We start from the raw sequence: 12,655 nt of genomic DNA, 5'->3' as shown, positions 1-12,655 counted from the left end.
GCCCCCCACGCCGGCTTCGTGTCACCCCCTCGACTCGATCGGTAAAATAAGTACACTCAATTATAGATTTCCCGGTGCCGCCGCGCCTGAGGCCGACGGGGTGGCGACACGACCGACGCATGCCGAGAGGAGCCGAGATGAGCATGACGCTCGATGAGCCCGACGGTACGTACGACGGGCTGCCCGCCTACTACTTCGACAACCGCCTCGGCGGTCCGGTGCTCAGCCACCAGGAGCGCTGGGACGAGATGGCCGGCACCCACTCCGGGTTCCGCAGCACGGTCGCCCGCGGGTTCTGGGTCGTCACGGACGGCCCGGCCGTGCAGCGGGCGCTGCAGGACTGGCGTACGTTCTCCAACAAGTCGGTGACGGCGCTCGATCCCGACCCGAAGTTCCTGTGGATCCCCGAGATGCTGGACCCGCCCGTCCACAGCGTGTGGCGGCGCCTGCTGGGCCGTTACTTCTCCCCGGGCACCGTGGCCGCCATGGAACCGGAGGTCCGCCGGATCGCCGCGGAGATGATCGACGAGTTCAAGGACCGCGACGGCGCCGAAGTCCTCGACGGCTTCGCCCGCCGCTTCCCCACCCTCGTCTTCATGCGCCTGATGGGCCTGCCGGAGGAGGACCTGCCGACCTTCCTCGCCTGGACCCGGGAGCTGCTGCACCTCTCGCACGGCGAGGACCCGGACGGCGCCCGCCGGCTGTCCGCCATGCGGGAGGTCTCCGCCTACTTCGACGAACAGATCGCCCTGCGCCGCAGGACCGCGCGCGACGACCTGCTCTCGCACGCCATGACCTGGACGATCGACGGCGAGCCGATCGACGACCGGGACATGCACGCCTTCTGCGTCCTGATGTTCCAGGCCGGCTTCGACACCGTGCCGATCTCGATCGGCTGGGCGCTGTATCACTTCGCGACGCACCCGCGACAGCGCGCCGAGATCCTCGCCGACCCCTCGCTCATACCCACCGGCGTCGAGGAGATCCTGCGCGTCTACTCGTTCGTCGTCCCGGCGCGCAAGGCCACGAAGGACGTCGAGATCGGCGGCTGCCCGGTCAGGGAGGGCGAGATGGTGATGCTCCCGCTCGCGGTGACCAACCGCGACCCCGGCCGCTACGAGAACCCGGGCGAGGTCGATCTGCACCGCAGGGCCACCAACCACATCGCGTTCGGCTCCGGTCCGCACCGCTGCCTCGGCTCGCACCTCGCCCGCCTCGAACTCAACGTGGCGATCGAGGAATGGCACCGGCGCATCCCCGACCACCGGCTCGCGCCCGGCCAGGAGCTGTGGCAGCACGGCAACATGTACGGCATCAAGTCCCTGCGCCTGGAGTGGTGAGGGAGCGCCGACGAGGCACGTCCGTCCGGACTCCGGGTTCCGCACGCTGCCGACGCATAGACTGGGGATCCGCGATCTTCCCCAGAAGGAGCCGGCCGTGGCCACTGCCGTCGACCGTGAGCCCGTCGGCGGTGCGGCGGACGCCCCGGCCGGCAAACTGGCCGCGCAGACCGCACGGCGCATCGAGACGGACGTCATCCGCCGGGGCTGGCCGGTCGGTGAGTCGCTGGGCTCGGAGGGAGAGCTGCGAGAGCGGCTCGGGGTGAGCCGTGCGGTGCTGCGCGAGGCCGTCCGGCTGGTCGAGCACCATCAGGTCGCCCGGATGCGGCGCGGCCCCGGCGGCGGACTCGTCGTCCGCGCCCCTGACCCGGGAGCGGCCACCCGGGCCGTGGTGATCTACCTCGACCATGTCGGCACCAGCGTGACCGATCTGCTCCAGGCCCGTCTGCTCCTCGAACCCGTCGCCGCGGGCCTGGCCGCCGAGCGGATCACCGAGGAGGGGGTCGGGACACTCCGGGCCGCACTCGACGCGGAACCGGGCCGCCAGGACGAGCCGTGGGTCCATGTACAGGACCCCCTGCACCCGGTGCTGGGCGGTCTGTCGGGCAACCCGGTGCTGTACCTGTTCATCGACGTGCTCACCCGCCTCACCGACTACTACGCGCACACCTCCCGGCGTATCTCCAAGGCGGAGACACGGGCGGCGAAGGAGCTCTCGCACCGCGAGCACCGGGCCGTCGTCGACGCCGTCATCGCGGCCGACGGCGCCCGAGCACAGGCCGGGCTGACCGCCCATCTGGAGTCGGTGGCCGCGTGGATCGAGGAACACCGGGTGCGCCGTCGGAACCCGCCGTCGCGGAACGTGATCGGGCCCGAACCCGCGGAGGGTTCACGGGCCAAACTCGCCGAGGTCGTGGCCGCCCGGATCCATGACGACATCGCCGCACACGGCCGGCGGGTCGGCACGGTGCTCGGCTCGGAGACGGAACTGCTGGCCCGCTACGGGATCAGCCGGGCGGTCCTCCGGGAGGCCGTGCGGCTCCTGGAGGACCACTCGGTCGCCCGGACGCGCCGTGGCCCCGGCGGCGGGCTGGTCGTCACCGAGCCCGAACCGCAGGCCAGTATCGACACGATGGCGCTCTTCCTGGAGTACCGGGGCGCCACCGCCGAGGACCTGCGGATCGTCCGCAACGCCCTCGAACTCGGCGTCGTCGCCCGGGTGACCACCCGCCACACGGCGGGGGACACGGAGGTCTGCGAACGCCTCGGGGAGGCCGTCCGCCGGTCCGTGCAGGGCCCGCCCGGCGACTCCCGCGACGCCGGCCTGTTCCACACCGAACTGGCGGACCTGGCCGCGAACCCGGTGCTGTCGCTCTTCCTCGCCATCATCGCCGAGCTGTCCCGGCGGCATGCCCCCGGACACGACCGGCCGCTGCCCGGGGAACCGGCCGCCGACGAGGTCCGGGAGAGCCACCAGCGCATCCTGGACGCCATCGGGCAGGGCGACTCCGCGTTGGCCCGCCACCGGATGCGCCGCCACCTCGACACGCCGACCCGCTGGTGGCACTGACGCACCGACAGCGGCGTCCGGCATGCCGTGAAGGGTGCTCAGAACGTGGGGAGTTGGGGACGCCGCTTGACGTAACCGGCCGCGTCGACGCGCATCTGCATACCGGACACGTAGCGGGACTCGTCGGAGACGAGGAAGAGCACGGTCTCGGCGATGTCCTCCGGCTCGACATAGGGGATGCCGAAGCCCGTCGTCGCGGGGAAGCTCGGCAGGGCGTCCTCGCGGCTCGGGTGCTCCAGATCGGGGCGGAACGTCCGGTACATGAGGTCGCTGTTGAGCATGTCGGTGTTGACGTTGGTGGGGTGCACCGCGTTGACCCGGATCTGCCGGGGTGCGAGGACCGTCGCCAAATCGTGGACGAAGGCGGCCACTTGGCGCTTGGCCAGCGAATAGCCCAGTCCTCCGGGGCCGTTGGCCGGGTTGTCGGTGGTGGCCGGGGTCAGCCCGGCAAGGGAACCGGTGGCGACGATCGAGGCACCGTCGGGCAGATGGGGGAGCGCCGCGTCGACGGCATGGACCACGCCGTTGAAGTCGACCGTGACGGCGTCGAGGAAGGCCTGCGCGGTCCGGTCGGGCCCCAGCGGGCAGATCCCGGCCTGGGCGACGACGGCGTCCAGCCGCCCCAGCTCGGCGACCCCCTCGGTGACGGCCGCCCGGAGCGCGGCCGGATCCCGTACGTCCGCCTTGCGGGCGACGATGCGCCGGCCGAGTTTCTCGACCTTCGCCACGGTCTCCGCGAGATCCTCCTCGGTGGCCAGCGGATAGCCGTTGGTGGCGATGTTCTCGCAGAGGTCCACGGCGATGATGTCGGCGCCCTCCGCGGCGAGCCGGACCGCCTGCGCCCGGCCCTGACCGCGCGCGGCTCCCGTGATGAAGACCGCCTTGCCCTGCACTCGGCCCATGGGTCGTCTCCTGAGATGAGGAAGAGTGTCCTGAGTGTCGATTCCCGGAATCGGGATCACTGATGTTCTCGCGATCCACCTGGGTGGTTCGCGGGCGACTCCCGACTGCTGGGACACATTCAGCACACTCAATGCGCGAGTACGGGAGACTCCCCGGGACCACACCTTCAGGAAGCGGAGCTGTCATATGAGGATCACCATCGACAGGACGGCGTGCTCCGGTCACGCCCGATGCGCGGCCGCGGCCCCGGAGCTCTTCCGCCTGGACGACGACGGCTATGCGCTGCCCCTCGACACGGAGGTGCCCGCAGAGCTCGAACAGGCCGCCCACGACGGCGAGACGGCCTGTCCGGAACGGGCTGTCACGCTCCGCTGAGCGGAACGGACACGGGTGAGCCCCGCAGCCGTCGGACCGCGGGGCTCACCCATGTGCCACAGCTGGTTCAGCCGGCCGGCTGCGGCGGCGGCGTGAAGTGGTGGCCCCAGAACGCACCGTCGGTGATCTCGTACACGGGGACGGGCTCCGGCACCTGCAGACCGTTCCAGCCGAACTCGACGGCGTAGTTCTCCGGCGACCAGACGTAGAACGACACCATGTGGTCGTTGGTGTGCTTGCCGAGCGAGTGCATCATCGGCACCTCGTACCTGGCGGCCCGGTCCAGGGCCCGCCCGACGTCGTCCAGGGTCGCGGCCTCCACCATGAAGTGCAGCAGCCGCCCGGGGCCGGGCATCGGCGTCACCCCGAGTGTGTGGTGCCGCGGATTGCACCCCATGAACCAGGTCGTACCACCGGGCGAGCGCATCGTGTTCCGCTCGACGAAGCCGAGGACGTTCACATAGAACTCGAACGTGGTCCGCGCGTCCTCGGCGGAGACGATCGCGTGGCCGAAGCCCATGTCACCGGTGACGAACCTCGAGACCAGCGGCGTCTGCACCGGCACATGGTCCAGGACGGTGCCGTAGAACAGCTCGACCGGGTTCCCGCCCGGGTCGCTGAACCTGACGAAGCCCGTCACCCTCCGCTCCGCCGCCTCGGCCTCGGTGCCGGCGGTCACCTTGATGCCGGCCTTCTCGACATCGGCGACCAACCGCGCCAGTTCCCGCTCGTCGAGAACCTCGAAGCCCAGAGCCGTCATCCCGCTCTGGGCGCCGGGAGCGACGACGATACGGGCCGGATGGTCGTCCATCCGGAAGGACAGGGACTCGGAATCACCGCCCCCGGCGGACATCAGACCGAGGAAGTCGGCCCCGAACGCCTTCCACCTGTCGAGGTCGTTGGACTCCAGACGCAGGTACCCGAGTGAGCGCACACCCATCAGGCCCTCCCCTCACATTGGTCAGGTCCGGGGCGGCCCGTAGGGGCCCCGGCAGCACGTACGTCAGCGACGGTAGAGAGCCCGGTACATCCGTCGCCGGGGCCGTCCCACTGATCGGGAGGGATACCGCGACGACCGCCTCCCCGGTGGGACGGTGGCCGTCATGACACCGAGCCACGAGGACACACTGCGCGAACTGCCCACCGGAGACGGGACCCTGCGCTACCACGAAGTGGGCGACGGGCCCCCGCTGCTCCTGCTGCACGGCTCCGGACCGGGGGTGACCGGTTGGCGCAACTACCGCGGCAACCTGCCCGCACTCGCCCGGCACTTCCGCTGTCTCGTCCTGGAGTTCCCCGGCTTCGGCGTGAGCGACCCGACGGCCGAGAACCCGATGGTGGCGGCGCCCAAGGCGGTCCTGCGCTTCCTCGACGGCCTCGGTCTCGAGCGCGTCGACGTCATCGGCAACTCGATGGGCGGGTTCGTCGCCGTGGGACTCGCGGTCGCGCACCAGGACCTGTTCCGCAGGATCGTGACGATCGGCGGCGTGGGCCGCAACATCCTCTCCCCGGCGCCCAGCGAAGGGCTCAACCAGCTGGTGGAGTTCGCCGAGGACCCCACCCGGGACAACCTCCTGCGGTGGCTCAGGTCGATGGTGCACGACCCCGCACTGCTCACCGACGAACTGGTCGAGGAACGCTGGGCGAGCGCCACCGACCCGGACACCCTGGAGGCCTCCCGCCGGATCTACGGCCGGCAGGCGATGGCCGCGCTGCAGGCCGCCCAGGCCCACTCCGACCAGCCCGTCTGGGCCGCACTCCACAAGGTGACCGCGCCCACGCTGCTGACCTGGGGCCGGGACGACCGGGTGACCCCTCTGGAGGGCGCGTTGCTGCCGATGCGCACCATGCCCAGGGCCGAACTGCATGTGCTGCCGGACTGCGGGCACTGGGCGATGATCGAGCAGAAGGCCGCCTGGGAGAGCGCGGTCCTGGCGTTCCTGACCCGCCCGGAGGCCGGCTGAGCGGCGGCGGGCGGCGGCCCGCGAGGCACGGGGAGAGCGCGTGGCGAGACCCGTAGCGGTACGGCGGCCCGCCGCCCCGATGTCGAGCGGTCAGGCCGCCCGCCGGGTCCGCATCCTTCGTGCGGCCTCCGACCTCGGTACCCGCGAGGGGCTCGTGAACGTGCAGATGCACGACGTGGCCAAGGAGGCCGGGGTCGCGATCGCCACCGTGTACCGCTACTTCCCGTCCAAGCCGTACCTGTTCCTGGCGGTGCTCGAATGGCACATCGAACGGACCTTGGAAGACCGGGACCGGAACCAGGACCGGGACTGCGACCGTGTTGGCGAGTGCGGCAGCGGCCCGGGGAGCGGCGGCACGGCGGACTGCGCGACCGAGGTGGGCGAGACGCTCGTCGCGCTGAGCGGCAAGCTGCTGGACAGCAGGATGCTGGCCTCGGCGGTGGCGCTGTCGTCGTTCACGGAGTACACGAGCGTCGTCCCGACCCGGATCGACATCGTGGAGAGCGCGCTGGGACAACGGCTCCTGCGGCTGCTCGGGGGCCGTGCGGACCCGGGTACGGAGCGCAGCCGCGTACGGCTGCTCGTCTACAACTGGTGGGGGGTGTTCGTGTCCATGCTGACCGAGGAGATCTCCACCGAACAGGGCAACGCCGACCTGCGGCTGGCCGCGCGGTTGATCGCGGCGCCCTGAGCGGGCCGGCGGCGAGGGGCTTTCGAGTCCCGGTGAGCGGAACACCCGCGACAGCCGTCCGGGGCGGCGGCCCAGGCTGAAGACCGGAACGAGTCGAGGATGGCGATGACAGACGTTTGGGAACCGGCGGCGGTCGCGGACCGGGAGACCGCCGTGGACGAGGCGGCCAGGAGACTCACCCGGGCGGCCCGCGAACACCGGGCCTGCGCACCCGTGCGGGACCTGATCGGACCGGCCGACATCAGCCTCGCGTACGCCGTCCAGCGGCGCGTCGTAGGCGACCGGATCGCCGCCGGCGCACGGGTCGTCGGACGCAAGATCGGGCTGACGTCCGAGTCGGTGCAGCGCCAAGTGGGAGTGGACCGGCCGGACTTCGGTGTGCTGCTGGACGACATGGACGTCTCCGCGCTGTCGGCCGTGCCCAGCGACCGGCTGCTCCAGCCGCGGGTCGAGGCGGAGATCGCGTTCGTGCTCGCCGCCGATCTGGACACCGGCGACCTGGACCTGGCCCGGGTCCGGTCGGCGGTCGGATACGCCGTGGCCGCACTGGAGATCGTCGACAGCCGGGTGGCCGGCTGGGACATCGCGATCACGGACACGGTCGCCGACAACGCCTCCAGCGGGCTGTTCGTCCTCGGCCGGCAGCGGGTCGGACCGGGGGAGTTCACCCCACGGGACGTGGGCATGCGGCTGTACGCCGACGGTGAGCTCGCCTCCGCGGGCGACGGCGCCGCCTGCCTGGGCGATCCGCTCGAAGCACTGCTGTGGCTGGCGCGCACCGCCCGGGAGTTCGGCGACCCGCTGCGCGCCGGGCAGATCGTCCTGTCCGGTGCCCTCGGCCCGCTCGTGCCCACCCCGCCAGGAATCACCGTACGGGCCGAGATGACCGGCGGCCTCGGCACGGTGACCGCGACCTTCTCACCCAAGGACCAAGCAGGATGACGAAGACCAAGGTGGCCGTTATCGGCTCCGGAAACATCGGCACCGACCTGATGATCAAGGTGCTGCGCCTGTCCGACACCCTGGAGATGGCCGCGATGGTGGGCATCGACCCGGACTCGGACGGGCTGGCGCGCGCCGCCCGGCTGAAGGTGCCCGTCACGCACGAGGGCGTGGACGGCCTGATCCGCATGGACGGCTTCGACGACATCGGCATCGTCTTCGACGCCACCTCGGCCAAGGCCCACGTCGAGAACGCCAAGAAGCTCGCCCCGTACGGCAAGCGCCTGGTCGACCTCACCCCGGCGGCCCTCGGGCCGTACGTGGTGCCGCCGGTCAACCTGGACGAGCATCTCGCCGGCGACGCCACGAACCTGAACATGGTCACCTGCGGCGGCCAGGCGACGATCCCGATCGTGCACGCGGTCAGCCGCGTCACCCCGGTGCCCTACGCCGAGATCGTCGCCTCGATCGCCTCCAGGTCGGCCGGACCCGGCACCCGCGCCAACATCGACGAGTTCACCGAGACCACGGCCGGTGCCATCGAGCGAGTGGGCGGTGCCCGCCGGGGCAAGGCGGTCATCGTCCTCAACCCGGCCGAGCCGCCGCTCATCATGCGGGACACGGTGTACTGCCTGATCGGCGACGCCGACCAGGACGCGGTGCGCGCCTCGGTGCGGGACATGGTGACCGCGGTCGCCGAGTACGTGCCCGGCTACCGGCTCAAGCAGGAGGTCCAGTTCACCCCGGTCGTCGCCGGCGACCCGGTCCACACCCTGCTGCCCGACGACGTCTCCGAGCTGCCCACCACCAAGGTCTCCGTCTTCCTGGAGGTGGAGGGCGCCGCCCACTATCTGCCCGCCTACGCCGGCAACCTCGACATCATGACCTCGGCCGCCCTGCGGGTCGCCGAGCGCATCGCCGACCGGACCCGTGAGGTGACGAAGTGACCCGCAGGCTCTACGTCCAGGACGTCACCCTCCGGGACGGCATGCACGCCATCCGGCACCGCATCACCCCCGAGTTCGTGTCGAGGATCTCCGCGGCCCTCGACCGGGCGGGCGTGGACGCGATCGAGGTCGCGCACGGCGACGGTCTGGCCGGCGGCAGCCTCAACTACGGTCCCGGCAGCAACACCGACTGGGAGTGGATCGAGGCCGCGGCCGACGCCGTCGACCGCGCGGTGCTCACCTCCCTGTTGCTGCCCGGCATCGGCACCATCGTGGAGCTCAAGCGGGCCTACGCCCTCGGCGTCCGCTCGGTGCGCATCGCCACCCACTGCACCGAGGCGGACGTGGCGGCCCAGCACATCGCCACCGCACGGGAGTTGGGCATGGACGTGGCCGGTTTCCTGATGATGGCCCACATGGCGTCCCCGGAGACCCTCGCCGGGCAGGCGAAGCTCATGGAGTCCTACGGCGCCCACTGCGTCTACGTCACCGACTCCGGCGGCCGGCTCACCATGGACGGCGTCCGGGACCGCATCCGCGCCTACCGGGACGTACTCGACCCGGAGACCCAGATCGGCATCCACGCCCACGAGAACCTCTCCCTCTCGGTGGCCAACTCGGTGGTGGCGGTCGAGGAGGGGGTCACCCGGGTCGACGCCTCGCTCGCGGGCCAGGGCGCCGGCGCGGGCAACTGCCCGATCGAACCGTTCGTCGCCGTCGCGAACCTTCTGGGCTGGAAGCACGACTGCGATCTGCACGCGCTCCAGGACGCCGCCGAGGATCTCGTACGGCCGCTGCAGGACCGTCCGGTACGCGTCGACCGCGAGACCCTCACCCTCGGCTACGCCGGTGCCTACTCCAGCTTCCTGCGCCATGCCGAGGCCGCCGCCGACCGGTACGGCCTCGACGCGCGCACCATCCTGGAGGAGGTCGGCCGGCGCGGGCTGGTCGGCGGGCAGGAGGACATGATCGTGGACATCGCCCTGGACCTCACCCGCGGCTGACTACCACCCTGCGTACCGCTCCCGGGGCAGCTTTCCCGGTGAGCGGTACGCTTTTTGCATTTCAAGAATAATAGACCAACTGCCCCAATCAATCGGTGCGCACCTCTTTCTCTGCGGACGACGGTGTTGGTATTTTGGCGTCGGCGCCGAACTAGAATTGATTTCAGTTTGAGCAGAGAGGCACCGACGATGACGTCTGCCCTTCGCCTGAGCGCGCGTGCGTCCGAGGCCGACGGCCATGCGCTGCCTCCGTCGATGATGGAGCGCGTGACACTGATCATGGATCTCTTCGAACGTCCGGCGACCCATCTGTCGCTCGAAGCGGTCTCCCGCCGGACGCAGCTGCCCCGCTCGACGACGCACCGGATACTCGACCAGTTGGTCCGCCTGGACTGGCTGTGCCACACGGCGGCCGGATACACGTTGGGCACCCGGGCACTCGGTCTGGGCGGCAGGGAGATCGGCCACAGTGCGCTGCGGGCCGCCGCCGCACCGCATCTTCTCGACCTGGCGGTGCGTACCAGAATGGTCGTGCACCTGGCCGTGCTCGACGGGCCGGAGATCTACTACCTGGACAAGGTGGGCGGCCGGGCCGCTGTGGGCATACCGTCCCAGGTCGGCGGCAGAGCGGTCGCGCACTGCACCGGGCTCGGCAAGGCCATGCTCGCCTGGCTGCCCCCGGAGGAGATCGACGCCCGGTACACCCAGGTCATCGAGCGCCGTACCCCGCACAGCATCGGCCGGCTCGACCAGCTGCACCGCGAACTCGCCCTGGTGCGGCGCCGCAACGGGCTGGCGATCGACCGAGGGGAGTGCTTCCCCGAACTCGGCTGTGTCGGCCTCGCGCTGCGTGGGCCGGAAGGACCGATCGGCGCGGTGTCGGTCGTCGGGGACGGCCGCTCCCCGTTGGAGCTGGTGGCTCCGCTGGTGGTCAACGCGGTGCGTGCCGTCTCCGATGAACTCCTCGCGGCCCCGCCGGCGGACCCACGGGCCGTGTCCGGTCTCGCCGGCTGAACGCGGGCCCGTTCGTCAGTCCGTGACCGCGATCTCCTCCCACTCCGACTCGGGGTCGAGCGACAGGCCGGGACGGTCCCGCCTGAATGCCTCGGCCTGCTCCTCGATCGTCGGCAGGGCGTGGTCCGGCGCACCGAATCCGCGGAACAGGGTCACGCAGTACTCCCGGGAGAGGAACGCCGCGTCCCACTGCCCGTCCGGGTTCACCCATTGATAGGTGTGGTTGTGCAGGTTGAGGAACTGCAAGGTGGCCAGCCGCGGCGACATCGCGCGGAAGACGTGCTGCTCCATGGCTTCCGCGAGCAGCCCCGAGACCACCTGCTCGAAGTCGGAGCGCTGCTCCAGCAGGGTCCTGAGCTCCTCGCCGCTGAGCGAGCGGTAGTCGTGCTCGTAGACCCAGATGTGGTCGAGGCGCCGGAAGATGATCGTCAGCAGCGACTCCGACAGCAGGCGCAGCCGGAGCAGTGGGCCGGTGTCGAGTTCGGCGATCTGGCGGGCACGGCCGAGGAGCGGACCCATCACCCGGGACTGGATCTCGACCAGCAGGTTCTCCTTGGACCCGATGTAGTAGTACAGGGCGCCCTTGGCGAGCCCGACCGCATGCCCCAGGTCGTTGATCGAGGTCGCCGCGTACCCCTGCCGGGCGAACAGCGACGCCGCGATGTCGATGATCTTCTGGCGTCTGACCTCGAAGCCCGGTCCGTGGCCCGGCGGTCGTGGCATCGGTTCTCTCCCCGCTCGACATGACGATCTGTTGATGGGAGTCGATTCAAACAGGCTCCCGCAGTCCGCGTCGAACAGCCTCCGGCACGTTCGGGGGAACGCGGGCCCTTCATGCCCATGGGACAGAGGCCCCGGGGCTGAGTCCCGGGGCCTTCCCTGTGCGTTCCGGACTCCGGCCGGTGGTGTCAGACGGTGGCGACGGGGGTGAGGGGGCTGCCTTGGGTGCCGGGGAGGTTGAGTGGGGGTGCGGTGAGGAGGAAGCGGGTGCGGTTGTGTGTGCGGAGCCAGGTGGCGAGGTCGTGGAGGTACCAGAGTTCGCCGAGGGGGACGCCGAGTTTGAAGAGGCAGAGGTGGTGGATGGGGAGGAGGGTGTGGCGGCCTTGTGCCTGGGTGACGCCGACGCCTTCGACGGCGTAGTTGTCGGAGATGAGTGCGGACATCTGTGTGTCGGTGATCCATTGGAGGATGTCGGGGTCGTCGGCGTCGAGGTATGCGGCGGTCTGGTGGATGGCGACGGGGTCGGGGTTCTTGTTCCAGGCGAGGATCTGGGTGGCGAAGCCGGTGTGGAGGAGGACCATGTCGCCGGGTTCGACGGTGATGTTGTCGGCGGTCATGATGTCTTTGAGCTGTTGGTGGCTGACGGGCTGGTGGCTTGTGCCGAGGTGGTGGGCGATGTCGATGAGGACGCCGCGGCCCTGGACGCCGTGTTGGGCCATGTGTTCGAGGCCGAGGTGGCGGGCGAAGCTTTTGCTGCCGCTGTCGTCGCCCTTGGCGTCCTCTTGTGGTCCTACCAGGTCGGTGTGGGGGCGGTAGCCGTTGTAGTAGACGGGTTCGTCGGTGCCGTCGGCGTCGGCGTCGAACTCGGCGCCCTGGTGGGCGAGGGAGTCCCACTGGGTGGAGTACTGGAGCCAGAGGGTGACGACGTCGTCGGACCAGACGTCGATCAGTGAGGGGTCGATCTGTTCGCGGGCGACGACGTTGTAGAAGACGTCCTGGTTGTGGGCGAGGTCTTCGGTGGGGCGCAGGACGGGCGGGTAGCGGCGCTGGTTGAGGGCGGTCCCGCCGGGGTAGTCGAGCGGCAGGCTCAGGCTGAAGGTGATGCCGTGCTCGACCTCGCGCACGCCCTGGAGGACCTTGTCGGGGGTGAGCAGGTTGATCCGGCCCAGCTCGTCGTCCTCACCG

13 protein-coding genes are annotated in these 12,655 nt (G+C 70.5%); 9 read left to right on the top strand and 4 right to left on the bottom strand.

The features are described from left to right. The first annotated feature begins 143 nt into the window (after nt 1–143). Complete coding sequence (locus IEZ11_RS46560; RefSeq protein WP_229713802.1) at nt 144–1,340, top strand: cytochrome P450; 1,197 nt, start codon at nt 144–146, stop codon at nt 1,338–1,340. 97 nt (nt 1,341–1,437) lie between these two features. Further along, on the top strand, nt 1,438–2,910 hold the full coding sequence (locus tag IEZ11_RS46555) for a FadR/GntR family transcriptional regulator (RefSeq protein WP_189269159.1): 1,473 nt from the start codon (nt 1,438–1,440) through the stop codon (nt 2,908–2,910). 38 nt (nt 2,911–2,948) lie between these two features. On the opposite strand, the gene IEZ11_RS46550 is transcribed toward IEZ11_RS46555, so the two are convergent. After that, nucleotides 2,949–3,812, bottom strand: a complete 864-nt coding sequence (locus IEZ11_RS46550) for a mycofactocin-coupled SDR family oxidoreductase (protein ID WP_189269158.1) — start codon at nt 3,810–3,812, stop codon at nt 2,949–2,951. A 187-nt stretch (nt 3,813–3,999) separates the two neighbouring features. On the opposite strand from IEZ11_RS46550, the gene IEZ11_RS46545 reads away from it, so the two are divergent. Continuing rightward, the gene (locus IEZ11_RS46545; RefSeq protein WP_189269157.1) at nt 4,000–4,188 is read left to right on the top strand and encodes a ferredoxin; all 189 of its coding nucleotides are present in this window, start codon (nt 4,000–4,002) and stop codon (nt 4,186–4,188) included. Nucleotides 4,189–4,255: 67 nt separating this feature from the next. Here the strand turns inward: IEZ11_RS46545 and IEZ11_RS46540 are convergent, their stop codons facing one another. Continuing rightward, a complete protein-coding gene (locus tag IEZ11_RS46540; RefSeq protein WP_189269156.1) occupies nt 4,256–5,128 on the bottom strand; it encodes a VOC family protein in 873 nt (290 codons plus the stop codon). 163 nt (nt 5,129–5,291) lie between these two features. Between IEZ11_RS46540 and IEZ11_RS46535 the strand changes: the two genes are divergently transcribed. The 6 genes from IEZ11_RS46535 (at nt 5,292) to IEZ11_RS46510 (ending at nt 10,750) form a co-directional block, all read left to right on the top strand. Beyond that, on the top strand, nt 5,292–6,152 hold the full coding sequence (locus IEZ11_RS46535; protein WP_189269155.1) for an alpha/beta fold hydrolase: 861 nt from the start codon (nt 5,292–5,294) through the stop codon (nt 6,150–6,152). 40 nt (nt 6,153–6,192) lie between these two features. Next, nucleotides 6,193–6,843, top strand: coding sequence for a TetR/AcrR family transcriptional regulator (locus IEZ11_RS46530; RefSeq protein WP_229713799.1), 651 nt, complete (start codon nt 6,193–6,195; stop codon nt 6,841–6,843). A 105-nt stretch (nt 6,844–6,948) separates the two neighbouring features. After that, nucleotides 6,949–7,785 (top strand): 2-keto-4-pentenoate hydratase, encoded by an 837-nt coding sequence (locus IEZ11_RS46525; RefSeq protein ID WP_189269154.1) that lies wholly within the window; start codon nt 6,949–6,951, stop codon nt 7,783–7,785. Beyond that, nucleotides 7,782–8,732: an acetaldehyde dehydrogenase (acetylating) gene (locus tag IEZ11_RS46520; RefSeq protein WP_189269153.1), complete on the top strand. Its 951-nt coding sequence runs from the start codon at nt 7,782–7,784 to the stop codon at nt 8,730–8,732. The genes IEZ11_RS46525 and IEZ11_RS46520 overlap by 4 nt, the downstream gene beginning before the upstream one ends. Then, nucleotides 8,729–9,736, top strand: coding sequence for a 4-hydroxy-2-oxovalerate aldolase (gene dmpG / locus IEZ11_RS46515; RefSeq protein WP_189269152.1), 1,008 nt, complete (start codon nt 8,729–8,731; stop codon nt 9,734–9,736). The genes IEZ11_RS46520 and dmpG overlap by 4 nt, the downstream gene beginning before the upstream one ends. A 255-nt stretch (nt 9,737–9,991) precedes the next feature. Further along, the gene (locus tag IEZ11_RS46510; protein WP_189269200.1) at nt 9,992–10,750 is read left to right on the top strand and encodes an IclR family transcriptional regulator; all 759 of its coding nucleotides are present in this window, start codon (nt 9,992–9,994) and stop codon (nt 10,748–10,750) included. A gap of 15 nt (nt 10,751–10,765) precedes the next feature. On the opposite strand, the gene IEZ11_RS46505 is transcribed toward IEZ11_RS46510, so the two are convergent. Both IEZ11_RS46505 and IEZ11_RS46500 read right to left on the bottom strand, forming a co-directional pair. Next, nucleotides 10,766–11,473, bottom strand: coding sequence for a TetR/AcrR family transcriptional regulator (locus tag IEZ11_RS46505; RefSeq protein ID WP_189269151.1), 708 nt, complete (start codon nt 11,471–11,473; stop codon nt 10,766–10,768). Nucleotides 11,474–11,658: 185 nt separating this feature from the next. After that, nucleotides 11,659–12,655, bottom strand: a 997-nt coding sequence (locus tag IEZ11_RS46500; RefSeq protein WP_189269150.1) for a cyclase family protein, incomplete at its 5' end; no start/stop codon positions are given.

It is taken from the genome of Streptomyces fuscichromogenes, assembly GCF_014645815.1.
GTDB lineage: Bacteria > Actinomycetota > Actinomycetes > Streptomycetales > Streptomycetaceae > Streptomyces > Streptomyces fuscichromogenes.
The sequence above is the reverse complement of the archived record's forward strand: the minus strand, read 5'-3'. Positions and strand labels throughout refer to the sequence as shown.